Raw genomic sequence first — 18,472 nt, 5'->3', positions numbered from 1 at the left:
CCTCAGGAAGCGATCACCAGGTCACACCCGGTGTCGCGCATGGCCTTGCGGGCAGCGGTCGACAGGCCGTTGTCCGTGACGATCACGTCCAGGTCCGCCCAGGTCGCGAACGTGCTCAGACCGACGGTCCCCCACTTGGTGTGATCCGCGACCACGACGATCTCGCGGCTGGCGGCGATGAACGACCGGTTGGTCTCGGCCTCCATCAGGTTCGGCGTGCTCAACCCGTGCTCGGCATCGACACCGTGCGCGCCGAGGAACAACAGGTCGAGGTGCAGCGACGCCAGCGCCGCGGTCGCGATCGGTCCGACCAGCGCGTCCGACGGCGTCCGGATGCCACCGATCAGTACGACGGTGCGGTCCGAGCGACCGTTGCCGTGGAACACGTCCGCGATCCGCGCCGAGTTCGTGACGACTGTCAGGTTCTCCACCCGCAAGAGCTGCCGGGCCAGCGCGTACGTCGTCGTACCGGCGCCGATGCCGATCGCGCTGTCCGGCTGGACGCGGGTGGCGGCCTCGGCAGCGATCGCTTGTTTGGCCGCGGACTCCTGCGTCAGCTTGGCGTCGAAGCCCGGCTCGTGCGCGCTGCGCAGACCGACCGAGGTCGCGCCGCCGTGCACCTTGTGCAGCAGGCCGCTGGAGTCGAGGGCGTCGAGGTCGCGGCGGATCGTCATGTCCGAGACACCGAAGCGGTCGACGAGTTCGGCCACCGTGACCGCACCCCGACTGTTGACCTCGGCAACGATCGTGGCCTGCCGCTGGGCGGCCAACTGACCCCCGCGGCCGCGTGGCGGCTCTGCTCCGGCTGCGTTCACCTTCACAGCCTACTTTCGAAATGTCTCGCTGTCAGGGAAATGCGTTGCCCAGCCGGTGGCTGCGCGTCACCCTGAAGCATGCGATTCCCCGAAGACGTCCCCGTGCTGACCGATGGTGTGGTGACGCTCCGTGCCCACACGGCCGAGGACGTGGAGCCGGTCTTCCGGATGTGCCAGGACCCGACAATGCAGCAGTGGACGACCATCCCGGTCCCCTACGGGCACGAGCACGCGGTGCACTTCCTCACCGAGGTGATCCCGAACGGCTGGCGCGCGAACACCATGTGGGCGTGGGCGATCGAGTACGACGGCCGGTACGCCGGCACCGTCGACCTCGGCGACGGTGAGGGTGGCGTCGGTGAGGTCGGGTTCGCCGTCACACCGAATGTCCGGGGCAACGGTGTGATGACCCGGGCGCTCAAGCTGGCCGTGCGGTACGCGTTCGACGAGCTCGGCTGGCAGCGCGTGATCTGGCGGGCGTTCGTCGGCAACTGGGCGAGCCGGCGGGTGGCGTGGAAGGCCGGCTTCCGTGGGCTGGTGACGATCCCGGGCGGCGGCCGGGCGCGCGGCGTACGTAAGGACGAGTGGGTCGCGTCGGTCGGCCGCGACGAAGAGCTCGAACCACAGGGCAACTGGTGGCGCGTGCCCGAGCTCGAGGGCCGCGGGATTCGCCTGCGGGCGTTGCGGGAGTCGGACGCGCAGCGGGTGATGGAGGGGTGCAGTGACGAGCGGACGCAGTACTGGCTGGCCGGCTTGCCGTCGCCGTACTCGCTCGAGGACGCCCAGCGGTTCATCACGGGCCGGCTGCAGATGCTCGCGGACGGCGTGGGCGTCTCGTGGGCGGTCGTCGACGCGGCGACCGACGAGTTGCTCGGGAACGTCAGCATCTTCGACCTGAACCACCGGATCGATCCGACGCTGGGCGAGATCGGGTACTGGGCGCACCCGGACGCGCGCGGCCGCAAGGTGATGAAGACCGCCGTCGAACTAGTGATCGCGCATGCGTTCACTCCGATCGCGGACGGTGGGCTCGGGCGACGGCGGCTGGTGGTGATGGCCGCCGAAGGCAACAGTGCTTCCGCTCACGTTGCCGAGGCCAACGGCTTCACGCAGGTCGGTCACGAACGTCGCGCCAGCCCACTCCGGGACGGCGCGTACGTCGACCTCCTGGTCTTCGACCTGCTGGCGAGCGACCGACCCGGCTGATCGGTCAGGAACCCGCGCCGAGGGGTTGCGGCCGGGCTGCTCCGAGCGGTAACGGTGACCCGCTGTTGACGGCGGAATACGGCCAGTTGATGACATACGACACCCGTCCCCCTCGCCGTGGCGGGATCGGGCTGCTTGAATCGACGGGTGAGAGATCGTGAGGAACTCGTCCGCCGTTGGCAGGCCGGGTGGTCCGTCTCGCGGGGCTGGACCACGGTTGAGGACGACAACGACGGCATCCTGATCGTCCGGGCAGGCGAGGAGAACAGGCCGACCGAGTACGTCGTACTGGATGCCGACGACAAACCGGAACGGGTGGAACGTGCCGCCCAGCTCGCCCTCCAGCACGGCGGTGGGCGGGGCGCGGGCTGGATCACGCTGGCCACCGACGACAAGGAAGCCCGGATCGAGCAGCTGGAGGATCTCGGCCTCGAGGTCCAGCAGGACCAGGACTGGCTGATGACGATCCAGCTGTCGGAGCAACCGGCCCTGAAGCTGCACGAGCGGTACGCGTTGCACACCGAGCTCGAGGACGACCTGATCATCACCCGCGCGACCTTGCACGGCGGCGTGGTGTCGAGCGGCCGGATGGCCGTCGTCGGCGCGGACGCGGTCGCGGACCGGATCGAGACCGACCCGGCGCACCGCCGGCGCGGACTCGGCAGCGCGGTGATGGCGTCGCTGGTCGAGGCGGCCGCGGCGAAGGGTGCCAAGCGCGGCATCCTGATCGCGTCGATCGACGGCCTGCGGCTGTACCGGAGCCTGGGCTGGAAGGTGATCGCGGACATCGTGATCGCCCGCTCGCGGTGACTCGGTCGTTTCAAACGACTGGGATAGTCAAAGGTTCGTGAAGTGCATGTTCTCGCAGGAGTGGGCAACCGCCGTCCCGGGCAAGGCTGCAGACCATGACGAACCACAGACGGCCATCCGTGAGCGGTGTGGCCGGGCCTCTCATCGCGTCGCTGTCGGCTCTTGTGCTGCTCGCCGGTGTCGGATGGTTCGTTCTGCGGCAGACCGGCACCAGCAAGGTCACCAGCCAGGAGACCCCGGTCACCTCGGTCGCGCCGGTCAGCGACGACACGTCGCCGACACCTTCGGTCATCCCGACGAGCCCGTCGTACACACCACGCCGTACGACGCCTGCGCCGACGCCCACGCGGTCGACGACGAAGAGCGTGACGCCGAAGCCGACCCGGTCGACGACGGCACCGAGCCGAGGCAGCACGCGGACACCGTCGCCCACGACGTCGAAGTCCACCCCGAAGCCGAGCCACACCGCAACCCCGACACCGACGAAGACCAAGACCACCAAGCCGAGTAGTGGATCCGGTCCCGCCGAGTCACAGGTGCTCTCGCTCACCAACGCCGAACGGGCGAAGGCCGGCTGTGGACCGCTGCGGACGAACAAGGCCCTGACCAGGGCAGCCGACGCGCACGCCGCCGACATGGTCGCCCAGCACTACTTCGCCCACGACAGCCTGGATGGGCGCAGCCCGTTCGACCGGATGAAAGCGGCCGGGTTCACCGGTGGCGCGATGGCCGAGAACATCGCCGTCGGCTACACGAGTGCGGCAGCGGTTGTGGAAGGGTGGATGAACAGTGCGGGACATCGCGCGAACATCCTCAACTGCACCTACACGATGATCGGCATCGGCTACGACAGCGGAGTTGTGAAGGCCGGCCTGGGCAACGGCAGCTGGGTGCAGGACTTCGGCGGCTGACGGTCCCACCCCACTCACTCAATCGTTTTCTTCAGGAATTGTTAAGAGGGTTCACGCCTCTGTAACGATGACCTCGCGCGTCGGTTAAGGTCGCTGTTCGGTGACCAGGGGGGACCTGGCTGTGTTGCCTGTGCTGTCTGTAATCGCTCTACCACGGGGAAACGACGCGCTACTCGGCACGACGAGAACGAAGAGGATTCGCCCATCCCATGACGGATTCGCCTACCCCCCGGCGGCACCGCGGCAGTAGACGAGCTCCCCGACGGAGCCGTGGCCTGGTCGGCCCGGCCGTCAGCGCGCTCTCGGTCCTGCTCGCCATCGGCCCGGTGGTCTGGCTGATGTCCCGCGACACCTCCCGCGTCGACGAATCCGCCAAGGTGCTGAACGTCTCCGAGGACACCCGCGTCGACGGCAGCACGGCGGTCGAGGGTACGACGGCCGGCACGCCGCTGATCACCGTCACCAAGACCCTGCCGAACGGCCGCACCACCACCGCGGTCGTCGGTACGCCGGCCCTCGGGGCGGCCGTGACCTCGACGTCCACGTCGCTCACCCCGAGCACCTCGGGGACGCCGAGCGACACACCGAGCAACACGCTGACCGCACCGACCGTCGGCGTGACCACCGTGACGGTGACGCCGACCGCGTCGCGACGTACGGACAGCGGCGACAGCAAGCCGAAGCCGACCCGGACGCCGTCGACGAGCAAGACGCCGTCCAGCACGCCGACCAAGACCCGGACCACCGACACGCCGCAGGCCACCCCGGAGCCGCCGACCGGCGGTGGCGGGACGAACGCGCAGGAGCGGCAGGTCCTCGACTACACCAACCAGATCCGTCAGCAGCAGGGCTGCGGCCCGCTCCGGCTGGACAGTGCGCTCGTCGAGGCGGCCGGGAAGCACGCGTCGGACATGGTCCGGCGGCACTACATGGACCACACCAATCCCGATGGTGAGGACCCGGGCGACCGGATCAAGGACGCCGGGTACCGCGGGTCGGGCTGGGGCGAGAACATCGCGGCCGGCTACGACTCCGCGCAGAAGGTGGTCGCGGCCTGGATGCGGAGCGACGGCCACCGGAAGAACATCCTGAACTGCCGGTTCACCGCGATCGGCATCGGGTACGACCCCGGCCAGGTGCGGTCCGACTACGGACCGGGCAGCTGGGTCCAGGACTTCGGCCGGAGCTGACGGGTGCTTCGTGGTGAACACACTTCGAGGCACCGGACGTGAGGTCCGCTGCCGGCGCGCTGTCGTCACCGTTGTCATTGTGCCGAGCACACCGAGTGTGGCCGGGATGTTGTCCCAGAGCCACAATGTCCGGCCGGTTCACGGCCGGTCGCCGCGGGTAGATCCGATCGTGTCCTGCTGCCGGACGTTCCTGGGGGGCTCCGGCTGGACGGTTGATGAGGCACGTCCTGGGAAGGGAACAACGAAATAATGTCCGAGTCCGGTAACGGCCGGTACAAACCACGCAGGAAGGCGACCCGGGCCGCGTCCCGCTCGTCGCGATCCGGCACCCGGTCCACCCCGCCCGCGGAAACCACCCCGCCCCCGCCACCCGAACCACCCCGCTACGCGCCGCGCTCCAGCGACGAGTCGCCGTACTGGGCGAGCCCGCAGAACGCCGGCACGTCCAGCGAGTCGCCGTTCTGGGCCGGCAGCAACCAGTCGCGCCCGGCCACCCCGCAGTACGCGCCACGCACCGCGCTGCCCAGCTACACGGCCCCCGACCAAGCGACCCCGGACCACGCGACCCCCGGACACCCAGCCGCCGATTACCCGGCCATCAGCTACCCGGCCGCCGGCTATCCGGCCGCCGACGCCGGCCGCCCGTCCGAAGACTCCGCGTCCGGTCTCTCGGGCCGCCGCGCCGCCGGTACGCCGTCGTGGGTCGAGCAGTCGATCGTGGGCGACCCCGAACCCCCGGCCCGCGCCCGCCGCACGGCCCGGCGCCCGGAAACCCCCGCGGACCAGGACCTCGGCGAAACCGCCGGCACCTGGTCCACCCGCCGAGCCGCCGACGACTGGGCCTCCCTAGGCGCCACTACCCCTGCGGCCGACCCGCAGCCAAACACCCCCAGCGGGCCCACTGCAGGAACCTCAGCCGCGGCGGCTTCCGCGGCCGACGACCTGGCAGCCGCCGCCCGCGGCTCAGCCGCCCGCCGCGCCTCCGCAGCCCCGGTCGACACCCCGAGCAACACAGCACCCAGCACCGGCAGTTCCGAGCTCCCCGCAGCCCGCCTCGGCGGCACCGGCGACGGCACGGACCGTCGCAGCGTGCGCATCGATCGAGCAGGCAGTGCCGGGCTCGGGGTGGACCGCCTCGGTGGTGCTGGTTACAGCGCGGCGGCCGGCATGGGGAGCGACCACGTTGGCAGCGCCGGGCTTGGTAGTGAGCGGCTTGGTAGTGAGCGGCTTGGTGGCGAGCGGCTGGATGGCGAGCGGCTGGATCGGGTCGGGGGTGCGGCGGGGGCTGCTGGGCTTGCTGGTGGGCGGGCGGGTTCTGGGCCTGGCCGTTCCGGGGCCGGCGGTTCCGGGCCGGGCGGATCTGGACCTGGTGGTTCAGGGCCCGGGAGGTCTGGGGCTGGTGGGTCTGGGGCCGGTGGGCCGGGGCGGCGGGCTGCGGCTCGGTCGGCGGCGGCTGGGCGGTCCGCTCGGGGGCGGCGGACGGTGATTGCGATTGCTTCCGTGCTGCTGGTGATCACGCCGATCTCGTGGATCCTGCTGCACCAGCCGCAGAACGACGACGCCGACGCGTCCGTACCGATCGTGACGCGCACCGACGACACCTACATCACCCCGTCGACCAAGGCCGCGGCCTCGACACCGACGGCCCGCCCGACCGTCGCGCCGACGGCGACGCCAACCGTCACACCGACGACCACGCCGACCGCGACCCCCACCGACACCCCGACGGACACCCCGACCGACTCGACGTCCCCGACCACGGTCCCCTCGCGCACTCCGAAGACGACCGAGCCAACGTCGACACCGACGACCGAGCACTCCACGGTCGCGCCCACCACCCCGGGTCGCACCATCGACTCCCCCAAGCCGACCAAGACCACCACCACCCCGCCGCCACCGCCAGAGGACGGCGGCTCGATGCAGCCGATCGAGCTGCAACTGTTCAACATGATCGACAGCGCACGCAAGAGCAACGGCTGCGCTCCGCTGAAGCGTGACAGCGACATGACGGCGAGTTCGCGATCGGACGCCGGCAGCCGGTCGAAGTCCGCCAGCCGCCTGACGGCGAGCGGTGGATCGATGAGCGCGGCGGGCGGCGACGACTGGACGGCCAAGCAAGCGTTCGACCAGATGATGGCCCAGAGCAGGAGCACGATCCTCAACTGCGGGTTGACGACCGCAGCGGTGGGCTACGGCTTCACCGAGCACTGCAAGATCCTGCTGTGCCTGACGGGTACCGCCGATCGCAACGCGTGGGTGGCGAACTTCTCGTAGTGGGTGGAGCGCTCTTGCTGAGGGTTGGTGCGACCATGGTTTGACGACCTGGTCCACCAACCTGCGGGAGGCTGGATGTTTTCCGAGCGTGATGATGTGGATCGGGCCGGGCCGGCGCATTTCGGGATTCATCCGGACGCGTTCGCGGAGGAGCGTCCGGATCCGCGGCCCGAGGAGGCCAAGCGGATGGGGTTGAGCCGGCACACCGAAGAGGGTGCCGTGCTGTACTTCGCCTCCGCGCTCGACCGCGGCAAGACGGGTCACCGGATGATGGCCTGGATCCTGCTCGTCACGTTCGCGGCGCCGGTGATCTACATCCTGCTCGTGCTGCTGTAGAACTCCTGCCGATGCCGCTGCGGCGTCGTCCCCAGCAGGGTGTGGAAGTGGTGCCGCAACGCGTCGCTGCTGCCGAACCCGCTCTCGTTCGCCACCCGGTCGACCGACAGATCCGTTGTCTCCAACAACAACCGCGCCCGGTCGAGCCGCTGCCGCAGCAACCACGCCTGCCCCGAGCTCCCGGTCCGGGCCCGGAACTGCCGCGTGAACGTACGCCGGGACAACGCCACCGCCCCGGCCCAGTCGTCGAGTGACACCGGCTGGTCGAGCCGCGCCCGGGCCCACACCATCGCCTTCTCGATCACGTCGTCGCTCGGGTCCGGCGGCACCGGCACCGGGATGTACTGCGCCTGCGACCCGCTGCGACGCGGCGCCACCACGATGTCGCGGGCAACCTTCTCCGCCATCTCGACCCCGTGATGCGTCCGCACCAAGTGCAGGCAGCAGTCCAGAGAAGCCGCCGTACCCGCGGACGTGATGACGTCGCCTTGATCGGACCACAGCACGTCGGCGCGTACGTTCAGCGACGGGTACCGCGACCGCAGTTCGTCGGCGAATCGCCAGTGCGTCACGACCTCGCGCCCTTCCGCGATCCCGCTCTCCGCGACCAGGAACGCCCCGACGCACAACCCGACCACGGTCGCGCCTCGCGCGTGCGCCCGCCGGATCGTCTCCAGCAGTACGTCGGAAGCGACCAGCCCCGGCTCCCAACTCGGAAGGACCACGACGTCGGCCCGGTCCATCGCCTCGAGCCCGTGCTCCACGGTGATCCCGTACCCGGCGTTCGTCGGCATCGTTCCCGGTTCCTCGGCGCAGACGAGTACGTCGTACCGCTCGGGAAGTCCGCGTCGTTCGCCGAGGACCAGGCACGGCACCGAGAGGTGGAACGGGCTCATCCCGCCGTACGCGAAGACCGCTACTGTGCGCATCACACCAGTATGGCCCGATCTTCGGTAACTATGGCTCCCGGGCCAATGGCCGGACGCTCCGCGGGGGCGCAGGATCGTGGTCATGAAGATCACGCACATCGGCGGCCCGACCGCCGTCCTGTCCCTCGGCGGCCTGACGTTCCTGGTCGACCCTGCCTTCGACGAGCCCCGCGACTACCAGCTCCCGGGCCGGGTGATGACCAAGCTGATCGGCCCGGCGATCCCGGCCGCGGAGCTCGGTCCGATCGACGTCGCGCTGGTGTCGCACGACGAGCACAAGGACAACCTCGACGACGCCGGGCGGGCGTTGCTGCCGTCGATCCCGACGGTGCTGTCGACCGAGGGCGCGGCGGTGCGCATCCCCGGCGTCCGCGGGCTGAAGAACTGGGAGTCGATCGAGCTGCCGCGGCCCGACGGCGGCGTACTCACGGTGACCGGCGTACCGGCGCTGCACGGCCCGGAGGGCGCCGAGGCGGTCGTCGGATTCGTGACCGGGTTCGTCCTGGAGGGCGAGGGGCTGCCGACGGTCTACGTGTCAGGGGACAACGCGTCGCTCGGTCTGGTGAAGGAGATCGCCGACCGGTTCCCGGCGATCGACGTCGCGGTGCTGTTCGCGGGCGCCGCGCGGACCGGTCTGCTCGACAACGCGAACCTCACGCTGACCTCGACGGACGCGGTCGAGGCCGCCCGCATCCTCGACGGGGCAACCATCGTCCCGGTCCACACCGAGGGCTGGACGCACTTCTCCGAGGGCCCGGACCAGCTGATCACCGCGTTCCGTGACGCCGGCCTGGAGGACCGCGTGAACCTGCTGCCGCACGGCGTCCCCACGCACGTGTGATTGAGCGCTTGACGAGCACGGAGAGTTACGACTAAGGTTTGCGCCGCCGGGGGGACCGGCAGTCATTCTCATTCGGGCCGGGGGATCATCGGCCCACTGCCCAAGGGGACATTCCTATGCTCGTACGACGTTTCCGCCTGCTCTTCTCCGCCGCCACGGCCGCCGTGGTGCTCGCCGGTACGGCGATCCTCGCACCGCTTTCGGCCGAGGCGGCGATCACCGTCGTCCTCGGCGGCATCCAGTACGACCCGCCGGGCGCGGACACCCGCACCAACGCCCAGCTGAACAACGAGTTCTTCACGGTGCGCAACATCAGCACCCGGCCGATCAACCTGTCCGGGTACCGCGTCGCGGATGTCGCGAACCACGTCTTCGTGTTCCCGCGCGGCTACGTGCTGCCGGGCCGGTCGACGGTCATCGTCCGGACCGGCAAGAACCGCAACCGGGCCCTCACCCTGTACTGGAACCAGAGCTGGTACGTCTGGAACAACACCGGCGACACCGCCCGCTTCCAGACCCCGGCCGGCAAGACCTTCGACACCTGCTCCTACAAGGCCGTCGCCGGTCGCGCCCGCGTCGCCTGCTGAAACGCTGAAAACTAGTGCGCGGGATCAGTGCCGTCCGGGATCCAATCCCGGACGGTGATCTCGTCGCCGACCCGAACGATGCCGGGGGCAAGCACCGCGGCCTTCACGCCGAAGCTGACCCCACCGCCATACGCGGGTTCCCGCCGGTACGTCGCCAAGGTCCGCGTCGGCTCCGGCCCGGACTTGGCACCGGTCGCCTGGTCGACAGTCGGTACGGCGCAGCGGATCCCGCGCGCGGAGTACCCGATCTCGACCGCGCCGGCGGTCATCCGCAGCACCTTGTCCTCGGTGTGCGGGTCCGACCAGCCGGACACCACGATGTTCGGCCGGAAGCGGTTCATCGGGATCGCATCGCCGCCGCGTTCGAGAATCCGCGCGTTCAGCCCGTCGAGTGACGCCTGCGACGTGATCATCAGCGCGTGCGCGTCGCCGTACCCGGTGAGCCCGCGATGCGCGCCCCAGCCGGGCCGGTCGTGCTCGGGCGTGACCCGGACCAGCGCGGCCGACGTACCGAGTCGTTCGGTGAACCACGCGTCCGCGGCCGGGTCCTGCACCACGCCCTGCCCGAACCACTTCCCGAACAGGCTGACGTCGCGCCGCTTCCCGTCGTACCTGATCTCGATGTCGAGGTCCGGGGCGTCCGGCGCCGACAGCCGCAGTACGTCGCCGTCGAGCGCGGCCCGCAGTGTCGCCATCGCGGGCAGCTTGCGCTGGCTGAGGAACGTCCCGTCCGGCTCGACCAACATGAACAGCCGGTCGTTCAGCAGACCGGTGGGACCGACCTCGGCGGTCTCCACGGGGACCCCGGCGAGACCTTTCACCGGGTAGTAGGCCAGGGCGGCAACCTTTGCAACAGACACAACCGCAAGCCTAGCCCGACCTTGAACTGTTGAAACATGTTGAGTTATGTTTGAACACGTGGAGGATGTCGAAAGGTTCGCCGCCGCGCTGCATCGCGTCCGCCGCCAGGCCGGCCTCAGCTACCGCCAGTTGGCGGACCGGGCCCACTACTCGCACCCCCACCTGATCCGCGCGGCGAGCGGCAAGCAGCTCCCGACCTGGGACGTCGCCGCCGCCTACCTCACCGGTTGTGGAGTGCCGGCGGACCTGCTCCCCGTGTGGCATCGGCGCTGGCAGGAAGCGAGCCGGGACCCACGCGACATCGTCGGCCTGCTGGACGACGCCGAGACTCTCGAACACCTCGGTGACGCCGTCGCGGCCCTCGTTCGGCCGCGCTCGCTCCGCACCCTCGAACAGCTGACCGGCATCCCGCGCGCGACGATCCAGGCCTGGCTCCAAGGCACCCGTCTCCCCGGACGCGACCGCCTGGACCACCTGGTCAGAACAGTCGGCGCGACTCCGGCCGAGCGTTCTGCCGTCGCTCAAGCAGTCGACCGACTCAGCTCCGGAAGACTGAGGCCGGCGCCCGCGGCGTGACGAAGCCTTCCGCATCGGTCAGCGGCGCGGCTTTCCCCGCCAACTCCCCCAGCGACATCACGTCGTACGGCGGTTGCGCCCGCCGTCCCGCGTCGATGAGATCGGGCACCGGCTGCGGCGACGCGACCATGATGACGTTCCCGAACCCCTTGCCCCGCAGGATCTTCCGCTCCGCGAGCACAACGCCTGAACCAACCGCGGCGGCCACCGTCGCGGCCGTCCGCCGGATGAACGGCAGGCCGGCCTTCCCGTCGATCAGGTTCGCGACGAGCACGCCGGTCGGTCGCAGGACGCGCCCGCACTCGGCGAAGAACTCGGCGGTCACCAGGTTCGCCGGGACCGCCTCGTGTTCGAAGGCGTCCAGGATCATCAGGTCCATCGAGTCGTCGTACAGGTCGGTGATGCCGGCCCGGCCGGTGACCGGGCGGACCTTGATCCCGGACCGCTTCGGCAGCGGCAGCGCCTCGCGGACGAAGTCGGTCAGGTCCTCGTCGGGTTCGAGCACGATCTGCCGGGACCGCGGGCGGGTCGCGGCGACGTACCGCGGCAGGCTCAGCGCCGCGCCGCCGATGTGCGCGACCGCGACCGGCTGACGTCGCGGCGCGACCGCGTCCACGACGTCGCCGATCCGGCGCATGTACTCGAACGAGAGGTGGGTGGGGTCCGCGAGATCGACCTGCGACTGCGGTGATCCGTCGACGCGCAGCACGAACGTACCGTCGGCCTCGGCCTCCACACTCGCGAGCCCGGAGGCCGTCCTGCGTTCCACCCGCCCATCATCCCAGCTACTTGGCCTCGCGCTCCTCCGCCACTGCCACATCGGTGTTGTCGGTGAACAAACCGTCGATCCCGGCCTTCCGGTACGCCGCGATCTCGCCGAACAGGTTGCCGGAGTCGTTCGGGTTCGTGGAGCTGTCGAAGTCCGCCGGGAGGAAAGTGTTCTCGACCCGGAACGTGTACGGGTGCACGACCAGGCCGGCCTTGTGCGCGTCGGCGACCAGCGCGGTCGGCTTCCCGAGCTTGCCGGTCGCGTCCAGCGGGATCACCTGGTCCTTGCTCGGGCCCACCCCGGCGGCGTACGTCGCGACCTCGCGCAGACCGTTCGCGCTGACCACATCGGCGTACGTGCGCTTGTCCCCGGACACCACGAAGTCGTACGGCGCCCCGCTCGCGCTGGTCAGCTGGACCAGCGGGACCCGCAGCTCCTTGTGCAGTGCCTTCAGGTTCGACACCTCGAAGGACTGGACGAAGACTTTGGCGTCCTTCTTGTTCAGGCCGTTGCGGTCGAGCGTCTTGACCAGCTCGGGCTCGAGCGGCAGACCCTGCTGCCGGAAGTACGTCGGGTGCTTGGTCTCGGGGTAGATGCCGATCGGGCGGCCGAGCTCCTTGGACAGTCGCTTGCTGAGGTCGATGACTTCCTGGAACGTCGGGATCTGGTAGTGCCCGTTGAAGATCGTGTTGTGCTGGCGGACCGCCGGGATCCGCTCCTTGGCCCGCAGTGTCTTCAGTTCGGCGAGGGTGAAGTCCTCGGTGAACCAGCCGGTGGTGGCGACGCCGTCGAGCAGCTTGGTCTTCTTGCGGTCCTTGAACTCCGGGTGGTCCGCGACGTCCGTCGTACCGCTGATCTCGGGCTCGTGGCGGGTGACCAGGACGTGGTCCTTGGTAGTGACCAGGTCGGGCTCGATGAAGTCGGCGCCCATCCGGGCGGCCAGCTCGTACGACGCCAGCGTGTGCTCCGGGCGGTAGCCGGAGGCACCGCGGTGACCGACGATCACGAAGTCGTCGTGATGGCTGGTCGCGTCGACGGACTGCGGGACCAGGACCGAGGTGGCCACCGCGAGCGCCGAGACAGTCACCGGAATCAGCCGGCCGGTCAGCTTCATGAGGTTCTCCTAACACGTCAGGGGACTGGGGCCAATCTCCGGTACTCCGGCGTACGCCACGTAGCCGCTCGATGAACGATCGCGCCGAATGTGAGCAACCCAGCGTTGGACACGAGCGCGGAGCTTGCTAGCGTCCGAAGCACACAATCTGATGAGCTAGGAGCTGGTCGTGAGCACTACACCGGTGAAGGTGGCCGTTACCGGGGCCGCAGGGAATATCGGTTACAGCCTGCTGTTCCGGATCGCGAGCGGAGCGCTGCTCGGGCCGGACACGCCGGTGGAGCTGCGGCTGCTGGAGATCACCCCGGCGCTGAAGGCGCTCGAGGGCGTCGTCATGGAGCTCGACGACAGCGCGTTCCCGACGCTGGCCGGGATCCAGATCGGCGACGACCCGAACGTGGTCTTCGACGGCGTCAACGTCGCGCTGCTGGTGGGTGCGCGGCCGCGGACCAAGGGGATGGAGCGCGGTGACCTGCTGGAGGCCAACGGCGCGATCTTCACCGGCCAGGGCAAGGCGCTGAACGACCACGCCGCGGACGACATCCGGATCACCGTCACCGGCAACCCGGCGAACACCAACGCCCTGATCGCGAAGAGCAACGCGCCGGACATCCCGGCCGAGCGGTTCTCGGCGCTGACCCGCCTGGACCACAACCGGGCGCTGGCGCAGCTGTCGAAGAAGACCGGTGTGCACGTCACCGACCTGAAGAAGATGACGATCTGGGGCAACCACTCCGCGACGCAGTACCCGGACATCTTCCACGCCGAGGTGGCCGGCAAGAACGCGGCCGAGGTCGTCAACGACCAGGCCTGGGTGGAGAACGACTTCCTGCCGACCACGCAGAAGCGCGGCGCCGCGATCATCGAGGCCCGGGGTTCGTCCTCGGCCGCCTCCGCCGCGGCCGCCACCATCGACCACACCCGCGACTGGCTGCGCGGCACCGCCGACGGTGACTGGGCCTCGATGGCGGTCGTCTCCGACGGTTCGTACGGCGTCGCCGAGGGCCTGATCTCGTCGTTCCCGGTGACCACCAAGGACGGCAACTGGGAGATCGTCCAGGGTCTGGACATCAACGAGTTCTCCCGCGGCAAGATCGACGCCTCGGTCGCCGAGCTCACCGAGGAGCGCGACGCGGTGAAGGCGCTCGGCCTGATCGGCTGACCCAGCACGTTGACAGCAGGGCCCCCGGGACGCGTCCCGGGGGCCCTGCTGCTGTTCTCACCGCAGCGTGTAGGCGGCGATCACCGTTTGCGTGGTGCTGTTGCCGGCCGCATCGGTCGCGGTCGAACGCAACGACACGGCCTGACCGGCAGGCGTCGGAAAGATCGCCTTGCCACCCGTGGCCGGCGCCTGATGCCAGGTGGCACCCGCGTCACCGGAGTACTCGATCTTCACCTTCGTCACCGGACCGCCGGTGACCTCGAACGGCAGGACCGTGACCGGCTTGCGCACCATCGTGTTGTTGCCGTCGACATCCGGCCGGAAGCGCACGGTGTGGATCGGGACGCTCGACTGATCCGCGGACGACGTGAAGGTCGCTTCCAGGTCGGTCCGGGTCGAGAACGGCCAGACCGCCTGCGTCCCGGTCGTGACCAGCTTGTACGCCGCCTTACCCGCCGGCTGGCCCGCGACGTCGACGAAACCGAACTTGTCCGACGATCCGACCTCGGTCCCGTCCCGGTAGAGCTTCGTACTCTGGGACGTCCGGTCGATGAAACCGCGGTGACCGTCGGCGTCACTCAGCCCGTACATGCTGATGGTCAGCTTGTCGGCGGACCGCGTCGCGGCATACACCGACGGGACGAACGTCGCCGCGTTCCAGCGTTCCGTGTACTGCCGCCCGGCCTTGTAGATCACCGGGTCGCCCACGAGGCGCCAGCGCGCGCTCGGGAAGTCCGGGCCGTCGGTGTCGTCCTGGGTATCGCCGGCCCAGCCGTACGGCGTCTGGTCGACGTAGTACCGGATCGTCCGTGGCGGGTCGAGGCGGATCACTCGGGCCCACCCGCCGCCCGGCCCCTGTGAGGACAGCATCTTGAACAGTCGTGCGCCGTCGGCCGAGTTCACCGTGCTGTCCACGGTCGCGAGGTCGGACTGCTGCACCAACCGGTCGAAACCGGTCGGGAAGTCGCCCGGAAAGTAGTTCGCGATCCCGTACAGGTACGGCGTGTTCGTGAAGTACCCGTCCGCACCCGGCACACCCCACTGTGACGTCACGTGTCCCGTCAGCTCGGCGGCCGTCAGCTTCGGCCCCGCGTTGTAGGTGAAGAACTCGCCGAGCTTGAAGCCCGCGGCGGTGTAGTTGTACGTACTGTCCTTGATCGTCCGGGCGAACCCGATGTCGGAGAACGCGTCGACAGCGCCGGCGTTCGGTACCGAGGTGGTGACCGGCTTCGCCTTGCGCGCATCGAGGACGACCGTCTGGTCGCCGCTGAGCTTGACGCTCGGCGCGAGCAGCGTGAAGAAGATCCAGTCCTCGGGCCCGCGCTCGAACTCCTGGAACTGGTTGAGCACGTACTCGCCCTGCGGCACCCTGATCGTCACCGTGCCGTCCGCGTCCGGACTGTAGATCTCGCTCCGGTCGTTGTCGACGCCGACGAGGTGCACCGGGTAGTCCGGATCCGGCGCCCCGTCCCGCCGGATCGACTTGACCGTCAGGGTGTACGTCGGCACTTCCTTGTCCACCCCCACCGGTACGACGACCGTCTGGCCGCCTCCCGTGGCGGTGATGCGACCGCTGTACAGCCCGTCGGCGCCACCGAGTGTGGTGTCCGATGTCGCCTGCACGGACGCCGTACCGCCAGCCGGGACCGTAACCGAGTCGGCGCTCAGCTTCAGCGCACCGCCCGGAGCCGCCGCGCCGTCCGGACCGGTCAGCACAGACGACAACGACAACGTGACCGCCGCGTCGCCGAGGTTCCGGAAGGTCACCGCGCGAGTCACCGGCTGGTCGTCGGTGTGCGGGTACGACGCCTTGCCGAACGACACGCTGCCCGGCTCAGCGACCACGGACTGCTTGATCGCGGTGGTCAGGTCGATCCGGCCAGCGCCCTGCTGGAACGACGTCTGGCCGGCCGCGACCTTGGCCGAACCCATCAGCGCGGCCTTCAGCTCGGCCGGCGTCCAGGACGGGTGCTCCTGCAGCAGGATCGCGGCGGCGCCGGCGGTGTGCGGCGTGGCCATCGACGTCCCGGAGAGCCGCAGGTACTGGTCGCCGACCGGTTCGCCGATCGACGAGTCCTTCGACTTCGCGGCGACGATGTCCGTACCGGGAGCGGTGACGTCCGGCTTCAGGGCGCTGTCACCGATGCGCGGTCCACGACTCGAGGTCAGGTTCAGCTGGTCCTGCTTGGTGACGTTGCCGACGGTCAGCGCCGCGTCGGCGCTGCCCGGCGAGCTGATCGTCGCGTCACCGGGACCTTCGTTGCCTGCAGCAACTACGAACAGGGTGCCGGTCTCGGCGGTCAGCCGGTTCACGGCCTCCTCGACCGGGTCGAGGTCCGGCGTGTCCTGGCCGCCGATGCTGAGGTTGACGATCTTCGCCTTGACGTCGCGCGCGGCCCACTCCATCCCGGCCAGGATCGCGGAGTCCTCGCACCCCCACACCTCGCAGATCTTGCCGTCGTAGATCCGCGCGTCCGGCGCGACGCCCTTGTAGCGTCCACCCGACGCCGCGCCCGTACCGGCAATCGTCGATGCGACGTGCGTACCGTGGCCGACGAGGTCGTCGGCGGACTCGGTGGTGAAGTTCTTCTCCCCCGCGATCTGCGTCGCGAGATCGGGATGGGTCGCGTCGACACCGGTGTCGAGCACCGCGACCGGCACTCCCTTCCCGGTGTACCCCGCCTGCCACGCGACCGGTCCACCGATCTGCGGAACCGACTGGTCCAGCATCAGCTTGCGCTTGCCGTCCAGCCAGAGCTTGCTGAACCCGGCCGAACTCAGGAACGTCTTGGCGCTGCTCTTGCTGACCTTCAGCGCCGCCCCACCGATCGACGGCAGCTGCCGGGTGACCTTGGCCCCGGCCGGTACGGCGCGCTTCGCCGCGGCGGCCCCGGAGTACGTCGTCAGGACCGGGATGGTGCTCGTCGACGCGTCGTCGTACCCGTCCTTGAGCAGCTCAGCGACGTCGAAGAGCCGGCGGTCGATCCGGCCGTCGCCCACCTGCTTGGTGACGTCGGCCGGGATCACATACATGTGGTCCTTGGTGCGGTGTGTGGTGAAGCCGACGTCCTGCCGGCCGGCACCGGGTTCGACCGTCGCCTTGGTCAGGTCGCCGCCGCGCAGGACGACGCGGTCACCGGTGATCAATGTGACGCGGATGTCCTTGGCTGCCGTGTGGACGGTGGCCGACTGGCCGGATGGTGCCGCCTGCGCCGGTGCTTGACCGGCCAACGTACTGGCGGCAAGGCCCGCGACCGCCAGAACGGCGATCGCGGGCGTTGCTCTACGCGTAGATCTCGAACTCACTCAGGGCCTCCCCAGAAGACGGTTGTCTGCGCACTCTTAGAACGCCGCAACCGGCCTCAGGGGTTGCCTCAGTTTCAGGCAGGTGGTGCGACCAGTCCGCTGTCCTGGCCGGCGGCGGCCAGTGAGGCGGCGATGAAGCCGGTGGACTTGAGGTCCTCGATCAGGTCGTGAAGGTACGCAACCGTCTCGGGCTGCTTCGCCTTGGACGTCCCGACGGCCTGCTGGATCTGCATGAACCGCTCGTCGATCAACCGCAGGTCCGCGTGCTCGGCGACGTACTGCGAGATCGGCTGCCGGATGCCCGCGGCCACCTCCAGCCCTTCGGCCCGGAACACGTCGACACCGTCCGCACCCCGCACCACCGTCGCCTGCTGCAAGGTCCTGGTCAGGTACAGGTCGTACGCCGAGCCCTGCTTCGCCCCGATCCGCACGCCAGGCGCGTCCACGTCGGCCACCGCGGTCAACGCCGAGTCCCGCGGTACGGCGAAGACTCCTTCGATCACGACGTACGGGCCCGTGAACGCCACCTCGGCAGCCCGTGCGGGCTCGATCGCGAGGAAGCAGAGGTCCGCCTGACCGGTCGTCATCGCCTCGAACGACTTCCGTGCCGCGTCAAAACACAGCAGCTCCAGCGGCAGGTCCAGCCGCTTGGCCAGCTCCCGCGCGATGTCGACGGTGACGCCGCCGGGCGCGTCCGGGGTGCCCTGCGCGAGGACCGGGTTACCGAGGTTGATCGAGGCCCGCAGGACACCGGTCGGCGCCAGGTCGGTGGCAACAGTCGTCAT

The 18,472-nt window shown here is 69.5% G+C and carries 17 protein-coding genes; 10 read left to right on the top strand and 7 right to left on the bottom strand.

Annotation, left to right across the window (positions count from 1 at the left end; translation table 11 throughout):
* Positions 1-2 precede the first annotated feature (2 nt).
* Positions 3-815, bottom strand: a complete 813-nt coding sequence (locus AC0662_RS14290) for a DeoR/GlpR family DNA-binding transcription regulator (RefSeq protein ID WP_452200793.1) — start codon at positions 813-815, stop codon at positions 3-5.
* Between the two features lie 78 nt (positions 816-893).
* On the opposite strand from AC0662_RS14290, the gene AC0662_RS14285 reads away from it, so the two are divergent.
* The 6 genes from AC0662_RS14285 (at position 894) to AC0662_RS14260 (ending at position 7,542) form a co-directional block, all read left to right on the top strand.
* On the top strand, positions 894-2,021 hold the full coding sequence (locus AC0662_RS14285; RefSeq protein ID WP_478300846.1) for a GNAT family N-acetyltransferase: 1,128 nt from the start codon (positions 894-896) through the stop codon (positions 2,019-2,021).
* Between the two features lie 147 nt (positions 2,022-2,168).
* Positions 2,169-2,831, top strand: a complete 663-nt coding sequence (locus tag AC0662_RS14280; RefSeq protein ID WP_452200789.1) for a GNAT family N-acetyltransferase — start codon at positions 2,169-2,171, stop codon at positions 2,829-2,831.
* 95 nt (positions 2,832-2,926) lie between these two features.
* Positions 2,927-3,742 carry a CAP domain-containing protein gene (locus AC0662_RS14275; protein WP_478300844.1) on the top strand — a complete coding sequence of 272 codons (816 nt, stop codon included), beginning with the start codon at positions 2,927-2,929 and terminating at the stop codon, positions 3,740-3,742.
* A 209-nt stretch (positions 3,743-3,951) separates the two neighbouring features.
* Positions 3,952-4,932 (top strand): CAP domain-containing protein, encoded by a 981-nt coding sequence (locus AC0662_RS14270; RefSeq protein WP_478300842.1) that lies wholly within the window; start codon positions 3,952-3,954, stop codon positions 4,930-4,932.
* A 249-nt stretch (positions 4,933-5,181) separates the two neighbouring features.
* The gene (locus AC0662_RS14265; protein WP_478300840.1) at positions 5,182-7,206 is read left to right on the top strand and encodes a CAP domain-containing protein; all 2,025 of its coding nucleotides are present in this window, start codon (positions 5,182-5,184) and stop codon (positions 7,204-7,206) included.
* Positions 7,207-7,281: 75 nt separating this feature from the next.
* A complete protein-coding gene (locus tag AC0662_RS14260; RefSeq protein ID WP_452200781.1) occupies positions 7,282-7,542 on the top strand; it encodes a hypothetical protein in 261 nt (86 codons plus the stop codon).
* Here the strand turns inward: AC0662_RS14260 and AC0662_RS14255 are convergent.
* Entirely contained in the window at positions 7,518-8,471 is a 954-nt protein-coding gene (locus AC0662_RS14255) for a GlxA family transcriptional regulator (protein WP_478300838.1), read from the bottom strand. The two genes, AC0662_RS14260 and AC0662_RS14255, sit on opposite strands and share 25 nt — an antisense overlap.
* Before the next feature lie 82 nt (positions 8,472-8,553).
* Between AC0662_RS14255 and AC0662_RS14250 the strand changes: the two genes are divergently transcribed.
* Both AC0662_RS14250 and AC0662_RS14245 read left to right on the top strand, forming a co-directional pair.
* The gene (locus AC0662_RS14250; RefSeq protein ID WP_478300836.1) at positions 8,554-9,312 is read left to right on the top strand and encodes an MBL fold metallo-hydrolase; all 759 of its coding nucleotides are present in this window, start codon (positions 8,554-8,556) and stop codon (positions 9,310-9,312) included.
* A 116-nt stretch (positions 9,313-9,428) separates the two neighbouring features.
* Positions 9,429-9,899, top strand: a complete 471-nt coding sequence (locus AC0662_RS14245) for a lamin tail domain-containing protein (RefSeq protein ID WP_452200775.1) — start codon at positions 9,429-9,431, stop codon at positions 9,897-9,899.
* Between the two features lie 11 nt (positions 9,900-9,910).
* Here the strand turns inward: AC0662_RS14245 and AC0662_RS14240 are convergent, their stop codons facing one another.
* Positions 9,911-10,759 (bottom strand): MOSC domain-containing protein, encoded by an 849-nt coding sequence (locus AC0662_RS14240; protein WP_478300834.1) that lies wholly within the window; start codon positions 10,757-10,759, stop codon positions 9,911-9,913.
* A gap of 58 nt (positions 10,760-10,817) precedes the next feature.
* On the opposite strand from AC0662_RS14240, the gene AC0662_RS14235 reads away from it, so the two are divergent.
* Positions 10,818-11,336 (top strand): helix-turn-helix domain-containing protein, encoded by a 519-nt coding sequence (locus AC0662_RS14235; protein WP_478300832.1) that lies wholly within the window; start codon positions 10,818-10,820, stop codon positions 11,334-11,336.
* On the opposite strand, the gene AC0662_RS14230 is transcribed toward AC0662_RS14235, so the two are convergent.
* Entirely contained in the window at positions 11,299-12,105 is an 807-nt protein-coding gene (locus AC0662_RS14230; RefSeq protein ID WP_478300830.1) for a spermidine synthase, read from the bottom strand. The genes AC0662_RS14235 and AC0662_RS14230 overlap by 38 nt on opposite strands.
* 16 nt (positions 12,106-12,121) lie before the next feature.
* Complete coding sequence (locus AC0662_RS14225) at positions 12,122-13,219, bottom strand: glycerophosphodiester phosphodiesterase (protein WP_478300828.1); 1,098 nt, start codon at positions 13,217-13,219, stop codon at positions 12,122-12,124.
* 169 nt (positions 13,220-13,388) lie between these two features.
* On the opposite strand from AC0662_RS14225, the gene AC0662_RS14220 reads away from it, so the two are divergent.
* Entirely contained in the window at positions 13,389-14,381 is a 993-nt protein-coding gene (locus tag AC0662_RS14220) for a malate dehydrogenase (protein WP_452200763.1), read from the top strand.
* A 57-nt stretch (positions 14,382-14,438) separates the two neighbouring features.
* Here the strand turns inward: AC0662_RS14220 and AC0662_RS14215 are convergent, their stop codons facing one another.
* On the bottom strand, positions 14,439-17,687 hold the full coding sequence (locus AC0662_RS14215; RefSeq protein ID WP_478300826.1) for a S8 family serine peptidase: 3,249 nt from the start codon (positions 17,685-17,687) through the stop codon (positions 14,439-14,441).
* Between the two features lie 74 nt (positions 17,688-17,761).
* Complete coding sequence (locus AC0662_RS14210) at positions 17,762-18,472, bottom strand: transporter substrate-binding domain-containing protein (RefSeq protein ID WP_478300824.1); 711 nt, start codon at positions 18,470-18,472, stop codon at positions 17,762-17,764.

The organism is Kribbella sp. NPDC043289 (assembly GCF_056436705.1).
The sequence above is the reverse complement of the archived record's forward strand: the minus strand, read 5'-3'. Positions and strand labels throughout refer to the sequence as shown.